Origin of the sequence: Paraburkholderia caffeinilytica (assembly GCF_051027425.1) — a bacterium.
Taxonomy (GTDB): Bacteria; Pseudomonadota; Gammaproteobacteria; order Burkholderiales; family Burkholderiaceae; genus Paraburkholderia; species Paraburkholderia caffeinilytica_A.
The window spans coordinates 1,066,973-1,083,427 of the sequence record NZ_CP186552.1; the positions used below are offsets into that span (position 1 = coordinate 1,066,973).

15 protein-coding genes and 1 pseudogene are annotated in these 16,455 nt (G+C 62.7%); 11 read left to right on the forward strand and 5 right to left on the reverse strand.

Going from position 1 to position 16,455, the window contains the following annotated elements; translation table 11 throughout:
* Positions 1-71: 71 nt before the first annotated feature.
* Entirely contained in the window at positions 72-761 is a 690-nt protein-coding gene (locus ACOSV0_RS04655; RefSeq protein ID WP_434109044.1) for a VOC family protein, read from the reverse strand.
* A 278-nt stretch (positions 762-1,039) separates the two neighbouring features.
* Here ACOSV0_RS04655 and ACOSV0_RS04660 point away from each other — a divergent pair, with 278 nt between their 5' ends.
* Together ACOSV0_RS04660 and htpG are read left to right on the forward strand one after the other, a co-directional pair.
* Positions 1,040-2,494: a PLP-dependent aminotransferase family protein gene (locus ACOSV0_RS04660; protein ID WP_434109046.1), complete on the forward strand. Its 1,455-nt coding sequence runs from the start codon at positions 1,040-1,042 to the stop codon at positions 2,492-2,494.
* Positions 2,495-2,718: 224 nt separating this feature from the next.
* Positions 2,719-4,617 carry a molecular chaperone HtpG gene (htpG, locus tag ACOSV0_RS04665; protein ID WP_434109047.1) on the forward strand — a complete coding sequence of 633 codons (1,899 nt, stop codon included), beginning with the start codon at positions 2,719-2,721 and terminating at the stop codon, positions 4,615-4,617.
* A gap of 157 nt (positions 4,618-4,774) precedes the next feature.
* On the opposite strand, the gene ACOSV0_RS04670 is transcribed toward htpG, so the two are convergent.
* Positions 4,775-5,044, reverse strand: coding sequence for a hypothetical protein (locus ACOSV0_RS04670; protein WP_434109048.1), 270 nt, complete (start codon positions 5,042-5,044; stop codon positions 4,775-4,777).
* A gap of 269 nt (positions 5,045-5,313) precedes the next feature.
* Here ACOSV0_RS04670 and ACOSV0_RS04675 point away from each other — a divergent pair, with 269 nt between their 5' ends.
* On the forward strand, positions 5,314-7,116 hold the full coding sequence (locus tag ACOSV0_RS04675) for a hypothetical protein (RefSeq protein ID WP_434109049.1): 1,803 nt from the start codon (positions 5,314-5,316) through the stop codon (positions 7,114-7,116).
* 148 nt (positions 7,117-7,264) lie between these two features.
* Here the strand turns inward: ACOSV0_RS04675 and ACOSV0_RS04680 are convergent, their stop codons facing one another.
* The gene (locus tag ACOSV0_RS04680; RefSeq protein ID WP_434109051.1) at positions 7,265-7,771 is read right to left on the reverse strand and encodes an OmpA family protein; all 507 of its coding nucleotides are present in this window, start codon (positions 7,769-7,771) and stop codon (positions 7,265-7,267) included.
* 255 nt (positions 7,772-8,026) lie between these two features.
* On the opposite strand from ACOSV0_RS04680, the gene ACOSV0_RS04685 reads away from it, so the two are divergent.
* From ACOSV0_RS04685 to ACOSV0_RS04720, 8 genes and pseudogenes are all read left to right on the forward strand, one after another.
* Positions 8,027-8,785 (forward strand): chorismate--pyruvate lyase family protein, encoded by a 759-nt coding sequence (locus ACOSV0_RS04685; RefSeq protein ID WP_434109052.1) that lies wholly within the window; start codon positions 8,027-8,029, stop codon positions 8,783-8,785.
* Positions 8,785-9,261: a DNA-deoxyinosine glycosylase gene (locus ACOSV0_RS04690; protein ID WP_434109053.1), complete on the forward strand. Its 477-nt coding sequence runs from the start codon at positions 8,785-8,787 to the stop codon at positions 9,259-9,261. The genes ACOSV0_RS04685 and ACOSV0_RS04690 overlap by 1 nt, the downstream gene beginning before the upstream one ends.
* A gap of 177 nt (positions 9,262-9,438) precedes the next feature.
* Positions 9,439-9,939 (forward strand): pyridoxamine 5'-phosphate oxidase family protein, encoded by a 501-nt coding sequence (locus tag ACOSV0_RS04695; RefSeq protein ID WP_434109055.1) that lies wholly within the window; start codon positions 9,439-9,441, stop codon positions 9,937-9,939.
* A gap of 48 nt (positions 9,940-9,987) precedes the next feature.
* Positions 9,988-10,192: pseudogene (locus tag ACOSV0_RS04700) on the forward strand (DNA-deoxyinosine glycosylase); the annotation flags it as partial.
* Positions 10,189-11,109, forward strand: coding sequence for a spermidine synthase (locus ACOSV0_RS04705; protein WP_434109056.1), 921 nt, complete (start codon positions 10,189-10,191; stop codon positions 11,107-11,109). The pseudogene ACOSV0_RS04700 and the gene ACOSV0_RS04705, both read left to right, overlap by 4 nt.
* 489 nt (positions 11,110-11,598) lie before the next feature.
* Positions 11,599-11,838 carry a DUF3311 domain-containing protein gene (locus ACOSV0_RS04710; protein WP_175052778.1) on the forward strand — a complete coding sequence of 80 codons (240 nt, stop codon included), beginning with the start codon at positions 11,599-11,601 and terminating at the stop codon, positions 11,836-11,838.
* Positions 11,838-13,388, forward strand: a complete 1,551-nt coding sequence (gene mctP, locus ACOSV0_RS04715; RefSeq protein WP_434109058.1) for a monocarboxylate uptake permease MctP — start codon at positions 11,838-11,840, stop codon at positions 13,386-13,388. Before ACOSV0_RS04710 ends, mctP begins: the two co-directional genes overlap by 1 nt.
* Before the next feature lie 125 nt (positions 13,389-13,513).
* On the forward strand, positions 13,514-14,638 hold the full coding sequence (locus ACOSV0_RS04720) for an FUSC family protein (protein WP_434109059.1): 1,125 nt from the start codon (positions 13,514-13,516) through the stop codon (positions 14,636-14,638).
* Positions 14,639-14,731: 93 nt separating this feature from the next.
* On the opposite strand, the gene ACOSV0_RS04725 is transcribed toward ACOSV0_RS04720, so the two are convergent.
* Positions 14,732-15,154: a VOC family protein gene (locus tag ACOSV0_RS04725; RefSeq protein WP_434109060.1), complete on the reverse strand. Its 423-nt coding sequence runs from the start codon at positions 15,152-15,154 to the stop codon at positions 14,732-14,734.
* A gap of 341 nt (positions 15,155-15,495) precedes the next feature.
* Complete coding sequence (gene tal, locus ACOSV0_RS04730) at positions 15,496-16,449, reverse strand: transaldolase (RefSeq protein WP_434109061.1); 954 nt, start codon at positions 16,447-16,449, stop codon at positions 15,496-15,498.
* Positions 16,450-16,455 lie beyond the last annotated feature (6 nt).

Below are 16,455 nucleotides of genomic sequence, written 5' to 3' on the forward strand. Positions count from 1 at the left end.
TCCTCTGCTGGTGTGTCTGGAACCGGTCAAAACTTCAATTATCGCGCGAGTTGACGACCCGCGCGCGCTGCTTATTTAAGGGTCCGTAGACCCTCGGGTGTTTCAAATTCGGCGACGAGCGCGGCTGCTCCTTCCGTGGGCTCGAGTGCGATCAGGTGTGCCGCGCCCAGCCAGTGCAATTGCGCCGCGATTGCATCGGCTTGCGGGTGTGCGGCTTTCAAAGCTTTCAGTGCAATACCCGTTTCCGGCAGGACCGCCGACGGATGCCGCGGTGTGTCCCACTGGATCAGCGAGGGCAGCGCGCCGTCGCCAGCGCCTTGCCACGTGGGGAAGGCGCCGTCGTCCGGTACCGACAGGCCCCATGTGAAATCGCCGCGCGTCATCGGCACGATTGGCGGGATGCGCTGCGGATACTGCGTTTGCCACGCCGCGAGCCGCTTTGGCCGGTCGACCCGGGCAACCCAATGCGACAGGAACGGGCCTTTTTCGAGCCGCGCGTGTGTTGCCGGGTCGTCGAGGGCGAACAGGCGGGCTCGAGGCGTGACGCCCTCCGCGGGTTCCGCGGCCTGCGGGTCGATCGCGATCACCTCCAGATACACGCCGCCCCACAGGTTCAGCAGGCGATTGTGCGTGCGCATCAGCGGATGCGCGCCGCCGCCCGCCGGCGCAACGCCGAGCGTGTCGGCGACGTACTGCGTGCCCTCGTCGAGGGTACGGGCGGAAATCACGAGGTGATCGAGATGGAGCAAATGGGCGGTCATGGCGAATCGGGAAAACGGTTTCTGCGGTAAGCCGGAATGCGCGCCGGATGCGGCAGCGGCGTTGCCGGGGTCGTAAGCATAACCGTTTGCCGGGTCGGCGGGCCAGGCGGATGGCGTTCGGGCGGGTTTTGCCCAAGGTCGCTCGCGCGCCGTGCATGGTGCTTGAGCCGCTTCGTCATCCGTTGCTTGTCTTAAAAGTAGCCTTAAATGTAACGGCGGCGACCGGCACAGTAACGGTACAATCGATTCGATACCGTTCGGTACAGTTGGAGCCCGCTATGTCCGTCCCGCTTGCCCAGATTCCCACCCCGCACGATACGGCGTCGCTGACGCTGGTTGAGCAGCTCGTCCAGTGGGCGTGCCGCCGCATCGAGGAGCGCGTGTTCCGCCCCGGCATGCGGATGCCGTCGATCCGCAAGCTCGCGCTCGACAAAGGCGTGTCGCGTTTCACCGTGGTCGAGGCGTACGAGCGGCTGGTGGCGCAGGGTTATCTGGAATCGCGGCGCGGCTCCGGTTTCTATGTGCGCGAGCGATTGGCCGTTGCGCCGACGGCCGAGATCCGCACGATCGCCGCAGCGGCGCCCGCGCCCGCCACAATCGACGTCGTCTGGCTGCTGCGCAATATGCTGCATACGGGCGCGCGCCCTGAGCGCAGCCCGGGTCTCGGCTACCTGCCGGGGCGCTGGCTGGACGGCGATCTGATTACCAACGCGCTGCGCACGCTGGGCCGGCAAAGCGGTGCGCAGATGCTCGGCATCGGCACGCCGCAGGGTTTTTTGCCGCTGCGCCAGCAGTTGCAGACGCGGCTCGAGGAACTGGAAATCGGCGCCTCGCCGGATCAGATCGTGATGGTTTCCGGCATTACCCAGGCGATCGACCTGATCTCGCGGATTTACGTGAAACCGGGCGATGCGGTGATCGTCGGCGATCCGGCGTGGTTTCAGATGTTTGGGCGCTTCGCGTCGCAGGGCGCGCGGCTGGTCGGCATGCCGTATACGCCGGATGGGCCGGACCTCGATGCGCTCGAATCGCTCGTGGAGACCTGGCGGCCGAAAATGCTGGTGATCAATTCGGTGCTGCAGAATCCCACCGGCACCTCGCTCACGGCCGCGCAGGCGTTCCGAATTCTGCGTCTCGCCGAGGCTTACGATTTCATCCTCGTCGAAGACGATATTTACGGCGATCTGTGCCCGCCGGGCCATCCCGGCACGCGTCTCGCGAGCCTCGACCAGTTGAAGCGCGTGATCTACCTGAGCAGTTTTTCGAAGACGCTCGCGCCGAATCTGCGCGTGGGTTTTATCGCCTGCGCGCCGGAGGTGGCCCGGGCGGTCAGCGATCAGAAAATGCTGGTCGGCATGACAAGCCCCGAACTGAACGAGCGCGTGCTCTACAAGATTCTCACCGAGGGCCATTACCGCCGGCACGTCGAGCGGGTGCGCGCGCGGCTCGACGGCGTGCGCGAAAAGTCCGTGCGAATGCTCGAGAAGACCGGTATGAAGCTGTTCCTGACGCCGTCGGCGGGGATGTTCCTGTGGGCCGATACCGGCGTCGACGCGAGCGCGCTCGCGGCCGCCGGTCACGAAGAAGGTTTTCTGCTGACGCCCGGGAGCCTGTTTTCCCCGCTACAGTCGCCGACCACGTGGATGCGCTTCAATATCGCCAACTGCGGCGATCCTGAACTGTCGACGTTCCTGTGCCGCTATCTGGATAGCGTCGCGAGGCGCGCCTCTTGAAACCGCGCCGGGCTGCCCCAATTTAGCGGCGATACGGCAATCCGGCATCGCGGTGGCCGGCATTCCGGTGGCCGGCATTCCGGTGGCCGGCATCCCGGCGGCCGGTGGCCGGCGTCCCAGCGGCAAGGCCCGGGCGGCCCGGGCTGCCCCAGCGACCCAAGCGGCTCGCGGCCGTGCGCCACGCCTGACTAGAACCCCATTCGTAACAGAGAGGAAGTCCGACCATGGCACAAGAAACCATGAGCTTTCAGGCAGAAGTTAAACAACTTCTGCACCTGATGATCCATTCGCTGTACAGCAACAAGGAAATCTTTCTGCGCGAGCTGATTTCGAACGCGTCCGACGCGGCCGACAAGCTGCGCTTCGAAGCGATCGAAAACAGCGCGCTGTACGAAAACGATCCGAATCTGCGGATTCGCGTGTCGTACGACAAGGCCGCGCGCACCATCACGCTCGACGACAACGGTATCGGCATGAGCCGTGACGAAGCGATCGCCAACCTCGGCACGATCGCGCGCTCGGGCACCAAGGAATTCTTCGGCAAGCTCTCCGGCGACCAGCAGAAAGATGCGGCGCTGATCGGCCAGTTCGGCGTGGGCTTTTACTCGGGCTTCATCGTCGCGGACAAGATCACGGTCGAAACGCGCCGCGCCGGTTTGCCGGCCTCGGAAGGCGTGCGCTGGGAAAGCGCGGGCGAGGGCGATTTCGCGGTGGAGCAGATCGAACGCGCCGCGCGCGGCACGACCATCACGCTGCATCTGCGTGCCGATGAAGACGAGCTGCTGTCGTCGCATCGTCTGAAGTCGATCATCCAGAAGTACTCGGATCACGTCGCGCTGCCGATCCTGATGGCGAAGGAAGAGTGGGATGCTGAAAAGAGCGAGATGGTCACGAAGGACGAGGACGAGACCGTCAACCAGGCGAGTGCGCTGTGGACCCGTTCGAAGAACGACATCACCGAAGAACAGTACAAGCAGTTCTACCAGCATCTCTCGCACGATCATCAGGATCCGCTGACGTGGACGCATAACCGCGTGGAAGGCCGCAGCGAATACACGCAACTGCTGTACGTGCCGACGCATGCGCCGTTCGACCTGTTCAATCGCGATCATCGCGCCGGTCTGAAGCTGTACGTGAAGCGCGTGTTCATCATGGACGACGCCGAGCAATTGCTGCCGGGCTATCTGCGTTTCGTGAAGGGCGTGGTCGATTCGGCCGATCTGCCGTTGAACGTGTCGCGCGAAATCCTCCAGGAAAGCCGCGACGTGAAGGCGATCCGCGAAGGTGTGACCAAGCGTTCGTTGTCGATGCTCGAAGAACTGGCGAATTCGGAAAACGACGCCGATAAGGAAAAGTACGCCGGTTTCTGGAAGGAATTCGGCCAGGTGCTGAAGGAAGGCATCGGCGAAGATTTCGCCAATCGCGAGCGTATCGCGAAGCTGGTGCGTTTCGCGTCGACGCATACGGAATCGTCGGAGCAGACCGTGTCGCTGGCCGATTACGTCGCGCGGATGAAGCCCGAGCAAACCAAGATCTACTACGTGACCGCCGACACCTGGCAGGCCGCGACCCACAGCCCGCATCTCGAAGTGTTCCGCAAGAAGGGCGTGGAAGTGCTGCTGCTGACCGATCGGGTCGATGAATGGATGCTGTCGTTCCTGAACGAATTCGACGGCAAGCCGCTGCAAAGCGTCGCGCGCGGCGATCTCGATCTGGGCGCGTTGAACGACGAAGAAAAGCAGGCGCAGGAAAAGGTCGGCGAGGAATTCAAGCCGCTCGTCGACAAGATGAAAGAAGCGCTGAAGGACAAGGCCAAGGACGTGCGCCTGACGTTCCGCCTGACCGATTCGCCGTCCTGCCTCGTGGCGGACGACGGCGAAATGAGCGGCTACCTGCAACGTATGCTGAAGGCCGCCGGGCAGGACGCGCCGTCGTTCCACCCGATTCTCGAAGTGAATCCGGAGCATGCGCTGGTGAAGGGCTTGCATGCGGACAGCGCGAATTTCGACGACTGGTGCCATCTGTTGTTCGATCAGGCGCTGCTCGCAGAAGGTGGCGCGCTGGAGGATCCGGCTAGTTTCGTGAAGCGCACCAACGCGTTGTTGCTGGCGCGCGCAGGTTGAGTTTCAGGCCTTGAATTGAGCTTGGATCGGCGTCGCTCTGACGCTTGTGATTGAAAAATGCGCTGCTTCGGCAGCGCATTTTTTTTGCCCAGCGCCTTATCGTCCGGCTCTCCGGTGAAGATTTTTCGCCGGGACCCGGATGGGCCGTGGAAAGGTTTTAGTGAGCGGACGCCTGCCCGTGCAAATGGCGCACTTGCGAAAGCACCGAGCCCGCCAGTTCCTTTGCTTCGATACAGGAATGATGGTCGGCCAGTACTTTCGCCGCGAGGCTGCCGATCGTCGTGCTGGTTTGTTTGGACGTGTGATGCTGCGCGAGCGCAGAACCGGCCAGTTCCTTTTCCTGATGCAAGGCGCCAGGACGCCGCAAGACGACTGCAGCCAGATGGGCGATGCGATCAGACGTTTCTTTCGAGTTCGTAGTATTCAACCGTTACTCCTATTCGCTTGTTGTCGATCCGGATGACCTGGCGTGTCGTCAGATATCGGCCGGAAATTAATTATGGTTAACTAATCAAATGGGTTCAAGAAAACTAAATTGAGATTGATTTATGGGATATAAAAACGTGTATTTGTCTTATGCTGCGCGATCGAAATTCGGATGAGTAAAGGATTATTGGCAATCCTTAAGCCCTTTATGCACCGAGTCTGATTTCTGCGATTACGCGTTCCTGCATACGACAACCTCTCTGTATTCCTATGTCCGATTCCACTGTGGTGAAACCTGCCGATCCCGTGTGTCTGCTGTGGTCGATTTTGCGCGAGCAAGGCTTCGACGCAGCCGAACGGCGAGCCCTCGAATTCATTGCAGAGGGCGTCACGCCGCAATTGCACGCGGACCTGTGCGCGAGTGCGGGGCGTTTCGAAGCGGCGTATCACAGTGCATCGCAAGCGCAAGTGTCGGAGAACGGCGAACGTCATGCCCGCGTGGCACTTTTCGCCGACGCGCTCGGCCGTGCTGAGTCCGCGCAGCGCAACAGCGAACTGGCTGTAATCGCGCAGGCGCCGGCTGCGACAGTCGAATGGATCGTCTGGTTGATCGACCGCTGCGGCGCCCATTCGGCGGCGGTGCACATGTTGCGGGCTTATGAGCGGCACGCGCCGCACGACGCGCTCGCGCCGTGGTGGCTGGCGCTTTCGCTAGCAGCGTTGCCGGATGCGGACGCGCGATCCGAGCGCCGCGCGGCATTGTTGCGGGCCTATGCACTCGATCCGGCGATTCATCCCGCGCTGCCATTGCAACTCGCGCTAGCGTTCCGGGAGATACGCGATTGGTCCACGGTCGAACGCGTTTGTCGCGAGATGCTCGCGCGCAACCCGGCTGATGCCGAAATGGCCTGGCAACTGAGCCACGCGCAATGGCAGTGCAACGACGCCGCCGCGGCGGAGGCCACCATGCGCGCTGTCGATGCCGCCATGCCCGGCGATGCAGCGGTGCTGGCCGCGATTGGCATGTATCTCGCCGAGCAGGCGCGCTTTGACGACAGCGAAGCGGCGCTGCATGCAGCGCTCGTCATCGATCCTTCCACGGTACAGGCGGCCGTCGATCTGGCCGACCTCGAATTGCGGCGCGGTGCATGGTCGACCGCATGGCCGCGTTTCGAGGCGCGGCTCACACGTGGCGACCGTGAACCGAATAACGTTGTGACCGTCATGGCGAAACTGGGACCGCGCTGGCGGGGTGAACCGCTTGCCGGCAAGACGCTGGTCGTGCACAGCGAACAGGGCAACGGCGATGACATCCATATGGTTCGATTCGTCCCGGCGCTGGCGGCGCGCGTGCGCGATGAAGGCGGCCGGTTGGTGCTGGCCGTGCGTCGTCCGTTGCTGGGTTTGTTGAGGCGGTTTTATACCGATTGCGTGGCGATCGAAGACGGCATCGGCTGCAAGGCGGACTTCGTTTTGCCGATGATGACCATGCCGCACAAGCTGGGACTATTGCCCGATCAGGTGAGCGGCGCGCCGTATCTGCACGCGGATGCAGACAGCGTGGCGGTATGGCGCGAGCGGGTGAGCGCCTGTGCGGAGAACGCAGCGCTGCATATCGGGCTCGTGTGGTCCGGCAGCCCGACTCATCGGCGCGACGCGAAGCGGTCGATTCCACTTGCGGCGTTGGCTCCGGTGCTGTCGCTACCCGGGGTTGTATTTCATCCGCTGACGCCGGGCCGTAGCGCCGACGTGACGGTTTTGACGGCACACGGCTATCGCGTTCACGATCTGACCGGGCATTACGAGTCAGGATTCGACGACGTTGCCGCGCATCTCACTGCGCTCGATGCGCTGCTGACCATCGACAGCGCGCCATTGCATTTAGCCGGCGCCTTGGGACGTCCGGTGCTGGCAATGCTGGATCATGTGTCGCACTGGTCCTGGGGCAATGAGGAGGCGCAGCCCTGGTATGACTCCCTTGAGTTGTTCAGACAGCCGGCCCCGGGCGAGTGGGCGCCGGTGATTGAGCGCGTGGTGGAACGCCTGAACGCGATGACACTTTCTCGCGAGTAGATCTAGTGGAAAAAAACGTCCTTTCGAACGTCAGTAGTTCCGACACGACGGAGTTATTCGCCGCCATGTTGCAAGCTGAATCGGGCGCGCGGGACGCGCCCCCGAATTCTCGTCTACTCGTCTACGAATGATCTGCACTCGCCAACGCCTACTTCCGTCCCATCAACGTATCCATCGTTTCCCCACGCACGACGATCTCGGTGCGGCGATTCAGCGTGCGCCCTTCGGGCGTGTCGTTGCTCGCCACCGGATTGTTGTACGCGTAGCCCTTCGTGCGGATCCGGTTCAACGCTACGCCACGCGCCACCAGCGCGTAGCCCACTGCCGTGGCGCGCGCTTCCGAAAGCTGCTGGTTATAGTCGAGCGTGCCGACGTTGTCCGTGTATCCCTCGACCAACACCGGCTTCCCGCTGCGATTGAGCAGAACGGCGGAACGGTTGATCACCGCGACCGCGTCGCCGCGCACTTCGGATTTGCCGAATTCGAACAACGCGGATTCGGGCAGTTTGACGGACACACCGTTGGCGACCGGCGTCACCTCGATGCCGACCGCTTTGTTTAGCGATGTTTCCGTATCGCGGTTCAGCGGGGCTGTGCAACCAGCCATCAGCAGGACAGACATCGTGCAAGCAGTTGCGCCCAGGAACGTTTTCATGTCTCTCTTTCTCCTTCAATATCCGATCACATGGCACGCCCTTCAACCGCGGGCGGACCGCCGACTTCGTTAAGCACGAAGGTTGTATCGCGCGTCACAGGCCGGGGAAAATCGGATATATCTGAATTCGGTCATGTGATTCAGGTAGTCCAGCATCCGGGTAGTTGCCAACTGAATTTCCTGACGGAAGGGCGTGGGCGTGGCTGGTAGTCGTCTGGCAAACGCCTCACGGCGCCGCCGTTATAATCCGACACCATGCCTATCCGTTTCGATGCCGCCGACGCCCACTGGCGTGTCGCGCCCCTGCCTTGCTTTAGCGCCGCCCAGAAAGACTGGTTGACCCGCGGCGGATCGCTGACCGCGCATCTGCGTACGCTCGGCGTTGTCGCGGTGCGCGTGACGCGCGAAGCCGTCGCGCTGCCGTGGGCTGACGAGCATGCCGCGCTTGATCTCGTGCCGCGCGCGCCTGTGTGGGTTCGGGAGGTGGTGTTATCGGTGGACGGCGTGCCGTTTGTCGCGGCGCACAGCATTGCGCCGCTGGCCGCAAGCGTCGGCGTATGGCAGGCTACGCGCCGGTTGCGCACGCGGCCGCTGGCCGAGTTGTTGTACAGCGATAGCAGCGTCGCGCGTTCTTCGCTGGTGAGTCGCAGACTGACGGCGCGTCATTCGTTGTACCGGCTGGCTGTGCGTGAAATCGGCGGCATGCCGCCGCATGCGCTGGTCGCACGCCGTTCGGTGTTCGAGCGACATGGTGAGCCGTTGATGGTCACCGAATGCATGTTGCCCGCACTGTGGGCGCATCTGGCGTCTTCGGCGCTTTCGCCGTCTGCACACCCGGCGTCCGCGCACGCGCCGCAGCGCACGCATATACGGGAGCATGGCCGGCCGCTCGAACATACGGCGTCGCGCGCCCATGGCGTGCCGCGCGCGGAGCAGGAACACCTTTCCGAACGCGAGCGGGACACGCGAGAATCCGGCCACGCGCCGGCATCGGACAACAAGGTGAAGCGCTGATGCTGCGCGGCTTTCCTCCCGTCGTCGCGACGGATACGCATACGCTGATTCTCGGCAGCTTTCCCGGCGAAGCCTCGCTCGCGGCGACCCAGTATTACGCGCATCCGCGTAATCAGTTCTGGCGTTTGCTGGGGGCGGTGCTCGGTGAGGCGGGGTTGCACGAGCTTACCTATGACGCCCGGCTCGAACGCGTGGTGAAGCACGGTATCGGCATCTGGGACGTGCTCGCCGCATGCCATCGCGAAGGCAGTCTCGATTCGGCGATCCGCAATGCGAAGCCGAACGATTTCGATGCGCTGCGCGAGCATGCGCCGCAACTGAAGAAGGTGTGCTTCAACGGGAAGACGGCGGGGCGGTTTGCGGAGGTAATCGGGTCGGCGGGCTATGAAACGCTCGTGCTGCCTTCGTCCAGCCCGGCAAACGCGATGCTGTCGTTCGAGCAGAAACTCGCTGTCTGGCGGCAGATTCTCGATTGATGTCCCACGCTTTTTTTGCCGGAAATGTGATGGGCACACCAGATGGAATATCGCTTTGCAGTAGGATGGAGTCAAAACAAAATCAAGGGGAAGCACGCGCGTTTGGGTCTCACATCTATCGCATATAACCAGACGTTAGCGTTCGGCTATTGATAGTTTGGTTGTAGGAGAGCCACCATGACCGACCATACGAATGCGGACCTCGTCGCACGAGCCGTCGAGTTGTTGAATGGCCAGCCGTATTTCAACGTCGCAACCGAGAGCGATGGGCAACCGTGGAATACCCCGGTTTGGGCCGCGAGGAGTAGAGACCTGAGCCTCTACTGGTCATCATGGGTCAAGGCGGTCCACTCGCAGAATATTGAGAAGAATCCACGAGTCTTCCTCACTCTCTTTGACTCAACACGCAAACGCGGGACTAACAACCTGCGCTGCCTTTATCTTCAATGCACTGCTGCCGCTGTCGTCGACCGAGGCGAAGCGCAGGAAGTCGCAGCGCTCCTCTATCCGGGAGACGTCGTAGAGCTGGCCGACTTTCTTGAAAGTGGCCAAAAGCGCTTCTATAGGGCCATTCCAAAGCAAGTGTGGCTCAACTGCCTGTCTGAACGTGAGCTCACGCCCTCGACTGTCAAAATGCGCGTCGAGGTTCCGTTGGAACTGCTGAAAGCTGCGATCTGATTAGTCGCTCAAGCGGACCGCTGGGGCGGTCCATCCAGGCGCTGATATTTCGCCTCGCTGCGTGTCCCGGCGCCGAAGCTTGCTAAAGTCTGCTTCAACGTCAAGACGGCGGGCCGCTTCGCGCCGGTGATCGGCAAGGCCGGTTAAGCTACCGCCGTATTACGCCACCCTCGTATTGCCTTCGTCGAGTCCGGCGAATGCTATGCTCTCGTTCGACCAAAAATTGCGTCTCTGGCGCGACATCCTTACATGACGAAATTGATCAAGCGCGCCTCGGCTGAAGCACGTGCGTTCCGCAACAAAGACGCTGACGCGGGCGACAGCACGCTGCACAAACAGAAAGCATTGCGCAACAAAAAGCGCGCGCTGCACGACGACCTGCACGACGCGCCGCAAATCGAAGCGCCGCGCAAGCCGCGTTTCGCACCGGTCACGTTCTCGGAAGAGGGCGGTGTGCGCTTCCTGCACTTCGGCACGGAATGGGTGCAAGGCGCGATGCGTCTGCGCAAGCCGGATCACATCGAACTCGAGTACGCGCAGCAGATGATGGCCTGGCTGCTGTTCATCGAAACACCGAAGCGTATTGTTCAGCTCGGGCTCGGGGCCGCGGCACTGACCAAGTTTGCATACCGTTTCCTGACGCGCGCCAAAGTCGAGGCGGTCGAGCTGAACCCGGCAGTCGTGGTGGCCGCCCGCACGATGTTCGACCTGCCGCACGACGACGCCCGTCTGACCGTGCACGAAATGGACGCATGGGACTTCGTCAACGACCGCGCCAACCATGGCACGATCGGCGCGTTGCAGATCGACGTCTACGACGCCACCGCGCGTGGTCCGGTGCTCGACAGCGTCGGCTTCTATCGTGCGGTGCGCGCGTGTCTGACCGACGCCGGCGTGGTGACGGTGAACCTGTTCGGCGATCATCCGAGCTTCGTGCGCAACATGAAGCGTCTCAACGAAGCGTTCGACGGCCGCGTGGTCGCGCTGCCGGAAGTGCATGACGGCAACCGCATCGCGATCGCCTTCTCGGGGCCGGCGCTCGACGTGCCGTTCACGACGCTGCAAGCGCGCGCGAAGCTGATCGAAGCGGAACTCGGCTTGCCGGCGCGCAAGTGGATCAAGGGGCTGCAGGAATCGACCGGGCAGAACGGCAGTTCTTTCTCGGTCTGACGAGTGACGCGGTCGGGCCGGGCAAGCCGGCTCGACCGCGGCAAGACCGAAAGCTGAAAGAACCACAGCCGTTGCGTCCACGCGACGGTCCGCCAAGTCACCACCCAGCGCGCATCGTACGGCCATCCGCTTTCCGCTCACGATCCCACGCACGAGATCCCACGCACGAGATCCCACGCACGAGCCCGGCATAGGCTACCCAGATTCCGGCCCGCTGTCGCCGCGAACCGCCCCGCCGTGCGTTGAAACAGTGTCCCGCTCGCGTCAAAACCCCGTCCTGCCAGCCTCACAACCGCCGTCCCGCCTCGGGTCCTCCCTGCTTGACCGCACGTTCGCGGCTCCTATACTCTTTCGAAGCTTTCGGGGCGCCCGTGGGCATCCGCGGGGCGACCCCTCGTGGGGCGGCCAACCGCGGGGCGGCCATCCGCCGGGATCCACCACCCGTCCACACACGGGCCAACATTTCAATAATAGGGAAGAGGAGACGTCATGGCTCACGACGCCGACGCGAACAAGGCCAGCAAGCACTGGCTCTGGTTGCTGCTGTTGCCCTGGATCGCGATGATCTGGGTGCCGTCATATAACAAGGTCGAACCTCAGTTGTTCGATTTCCCGTTCTTCTACTGGTATCAGCTCCTCTGGGTGCTGATCAGCGCGATCATCACGGCGCTCGTGTACTTCAAGACCAAGACCCGCTCGACGGGCAGCTCGCAGGGGGGCGCACAATAATGAACGCCACCGCAACTTTCGTCTTCGTCCTGTTTTTCATCGGCGTCACCATTCTCGGCTTTGTCGCGGCCCACTGGCGCAAGGGCGATCTGGCGCATCTGGAAGAGTGGGGCCTCGGCGGCCGGCGCTTCGGCACCATCGTCACATGGTTCCTGCTGGGCGGCGATCTGTACACCGCCTACACCTTCATCGCCGTGCCGGCGCTGGTGTTCGGTGCGGGCGCAACCGGTTTCTTCGCGCTGCCGTACACGATCCTGATCTATCCGTTCGCGTTCGTCGTGTTCCCGAAACTGTGGAGCATCGCCAAACGCCAGGGCTATGTGACATCGGCCGACTTCGTCTCCGCTCGCTATGGCAGCCGCATGCTGGCGCTGGCGATCGCCGTGACCGGCATTGTCGCGACGATGCCGTACATCGCGCTGCAACTGGTCGGGATCGAAGTGGTGATCGGCGCCCTGGGTTTCGACACCAAGGGCTTCGTCGGCGATCTGCCGCTGATCATCGCGTTCGCGATCCTAGCGGCTTATACGTACACGTCGGGCCTGCGCGCGCCGGCCATGATCGCGGTCGTCAAGGACGTGTTGATCTACATCGTGATCTTTGCCGCGATCATCATGATTCCGCCGCAACTGGGCGGTTTCGGCCATATCTTCAGCGTGGTGCCGCCTGCCAAGCTGCTGCTGAAGGCGCCGGACGTGTCGAGCCTGAACGGCTACAGCGCGTACGCGACGCTTGCGGTCGGCTCGGCGCTCGCGCTGTTCCTGTACCCGCACTCGATCACCGCGGTGCTGTCGTCGAAGTCGGGTAACACGATCCGCCGCAACATGGCGATGCTGCCGGCCTACTCGCTGGTGCTCGGCCTGCTCGCGCTGCTGGGCTTCATGGCGCTGGCGTCGGGCGTGAAGGACATGCCGGAATTCGCGCCGTACTTCAAGGCGTTCGGCCCGAACTTCGCGGTGCCGGCGCTGTTCCTGCACTTCTTCCCGTCGTGGTTCGTCGGCGTGGCTTTCGCGGCGATCGGTATCGGCGCGCTGGTGCCGGCGGCGATCATGTCGATCGCGGCAGCGAACCTGTACACGCGCAACATCCACAAGGAGTTCGTGAACCGGAACATGTCGCATGAGCAGGAGACCAACGTCGCGAAGCTGGTGTCGCTGATCGTCAAGGTCGGCGCGGTCGCGTTCATTCTCGGTCTGCCGCTTACATACGCGATCCAGCTTCAACTGCTGGGCGGCATCTGGATCATCCAGACGCTGCCGGCCATCGTGCTGGGGCTGTACACGCGTGTGCTCGACTATCGTGGCCTGCTGATCGGCTGGGCGGTCGGCATCGCAACCGGCACGTGGATGGCGATTTCGCTGAAGCTGGCGGGCTCGATCTTCACGATTCACCTGTTCGGCATGGCGATTCCGGGCTATGCGGCGGTGTGGTCGCTGATCGTCAACCTGGTGGTGTCGGTGGTGGTGAGCCTGCTGGTTCGGATGTTCGGCATGCAGCGCGCCGAGGACCGCACCCGTCCGGAAGACTATCTGGACGCCGTCGAAGGCTAAGCCGGCCGTTCCATCTCACCTGAAAAAGCAACGCCCGCGGACAAAAGTTTGCGGGCGTTTGTCTTTCCGGGGCACTCCAGGGCACGATAGCGGAACCGTCCTTCACAGCGTCCGTCGCGCGAGCCATGGCTTCTGCTGATTCCCCCCGTGTCGTTGTCCGCCGCTCGGCCATTAGCCGCATGGTGCGAACGATCACGTCGCCGTACTACCGCTATCGCCACGCGAAGGTGCTGCACAGCTTGCGCGTCGGCGTCGCGATGCTGGTGTCGATTCTTGCGACCACCGGGATCAACATTCCGCACGGCATCTGGTCGTCGGTGACCCTGCTGGTGGTGATCGGCGGTTTGCAGCATCACGGCAACATCCGTAAGAAGGCCGCCGACCGGGCGGCGGGAACGCTGCTCGGCGCGGTGATCGGGCTTCTGCTCATCCTGACGCAGAATCTGACCGGGTCGCTGCCGCTCACCTATGTGCTGATGTCGATCGTCGCGGGGATCTGCGCGTGGTTCGCGATTGGATCGTCGGGGTATATCGGCCTGCTGACGGCGATCACGATGTGCATCGTCGCGGGTCATGGCGATAATCTGATCGACGTCGGTCTATGGCGCACGCTGAACGTGCTGATCGGCATTGTGATCGCGCTGGCGTTTTCGTTCGCGTTGCCGCTGCACGCGACGTATTCGTGGCGCTATGGGATTGCCGCCAATCTGCGCGACTGTGCGCGGATTTACACCCGTTTGCTGGAAGGCGAAACGATCGGCGAGGAGGAACAGGTCAAACGCTTCCTCGCGATCAACAAACGGCTGGTGCAGTTGCGCTCGCTGATGCCTTCGGTGGCGAAGGAGATCGATGTGCCGCAGACGCGGCTCGAAGAGATCCAGCGGCTGCATCGGTCGGTGCTCAGTTCGCTGGAACTGCTGGCGACCGGTCCGCTGATGCGCGCCGATGCCGCGGCGCGCGCTGCGTATGCGCGGGAGTGCGGCGTCGAGGTGCACGCCGTGCGCGGCCTTCTGCTGGCGATGGCGCGCGGTCTGCGCTTTGGCCACGCGACGCACTTCGGCATTCCGGCAGCGTCGCCGCTTGCGGAAGCGCGCGCCGGCGCGGCGCTTGACTTGCCGCCCGACCTGCAAGGGCCGTATTGGCTCGGGCAGCGGCTTGCGGAACAGGTAGACCGGCTGCGCACCTTGCTACTGGAGACCGAGCCGAACTGGAACATCGAGCGGCATTCGCGGACTTTGCTGAAGGCTTAGAGCGGAGCAGTCAGGGCGGCGCACTTTCTGCTGGATTTTCTGGACCGGCCGCCGCTGCAACCACGGTCATCCGACCGGCCACATGCGACCGGCTTACTCTTCCGGAACCGACACCATCCAGCCGAGACCGAAGCGGTCCACCACCATGCCGAAGCCTTTGCTCCAGAAGGTGGCCTGAAAGGGCAGGTTGACCTGTCCGCCATCGGCGAGCGCATTGAAGTATTTTTCGGCCGATGCGGCGTCGTCGGCTGTGAGCGAGAGGCTGAAACCGTTCATCGAACCGGCCTGGGGGTCGCATTGGCCGTCGGACGCCATCCAGTTGGTCGAGCCGAGCTTGATCGTGGCGTGCATGATCTTTTCTTCCAGACCGGGCCGTGGCTGGTTCTGCGGGTCGGGGTTGGGCGGCGCGTCCTTGTAGCGCATCAGTAGCACTACCTCGGCGCCGAGCTTCTCGGTGTAGTACTTGAGCGCTTCTTCACAGCGGCCGTTGAAAAATACATAAGGCTGAACGTACATGATCGTCTCCTGGAATAGGATCAGCGGCGCCGCGTTCCCTCGGCAAATGGCGGCGAGGAGCGGGCGTGGAGACGATTGTAGTCGTCTGCTGGAGCAGCGATTGTGACATTGTGTCGACAGCGGACGGCGGACGGCGGACGGCGGACGGCGGACGGCGGACGGCAGACGGCAGACGGCAGACGGCAGACGGCAGACGGCAGACGGCAGAAGGCAGAAGGCAGAAGGCAGAAGGCAGTCGCGCACCTCCCATCCAGCAGCCGGGTAAACGCCAAGCGGCCCTGAACCGGAATGGCTCAGGGCCGCATGCCTGACAGCGTGTTCAGGCTGTACCGCAGCGGGCTTTAACGCAGCGCTTCGATCAGCTTTTCCAGCTTGACCGCGTCCGCGGCGAACGCACGGATGCCTTCAGCGAGTTTTTCGGTCGCCATGGCTTCGTCGTTGACGAGGAAACGGAACGACGATTCGTCGACCGGCACGCGTTCGATGTCCGCATCCTTGCCCAATTCAGGCGACAGTTTGCGCTCGACCTTCTCCGTGCTGTCCTGAAGCTTTTGCAGCAGATCCGGGCTGATGGTCAGCAGATCGCAGCCGGCCAGTTCCAGAATCTGACCCGGTGTGCGGAAGCTCGCGCCCATCACCTCGGTCTTGTAGCCGAATTTCTTGTAGTACGCGTAAATTCGGCGCACCGATTTGACGCCCGGATCGTTGGCGCCGCCGTCTTTCGCTTCGTCCCACGCGCTGCCGGCGTTCTTCTTGTACCAGTCGTAAATGCGGCCGACGAACGGCGAAATCAGTTGCGCGCCCGCTTCGGCACAAGCGGCGGCTTGTGCGAGCGAGAACAGCAGCGTCATGTTGCAGTGGATGCCTTCCTTCTGCAGCACTTCAGCCGCGCGGACGCCTTCCCACGTGGAGGCCAGCTTGATCAGCACGCGCTCGCGGCCGATGCCGTGGTCTTTGTACAGGGCGATCAGTTCGCGGCCCTTGGCGATCGACGCTTCGGTGTCGAACGACAGGCGCGCATCCACTTCGGTCGACACGCGGCCCGGGATGATCTTGAGAATTTCGGTGCCGAACGCGATCAGCAACTGGTCGATGATCGCGCCGACCGGCTTCGACGCGTGCGCTTTCACGGTCTTTTCGAGCAGCGGCTTGTAGTCGTCTTTCTGGACGGCCTTCAGAATCAGCGACGGATTGGTGGTCGCGTCCTGCGGCTTGTACTGGGCAAGCTGCTGGAAGTCGCCGGTATCGGCCACGACGGTGGTGAATTGCTTGAGTTGATCGAGTGCGGTTGTCATGTTCGA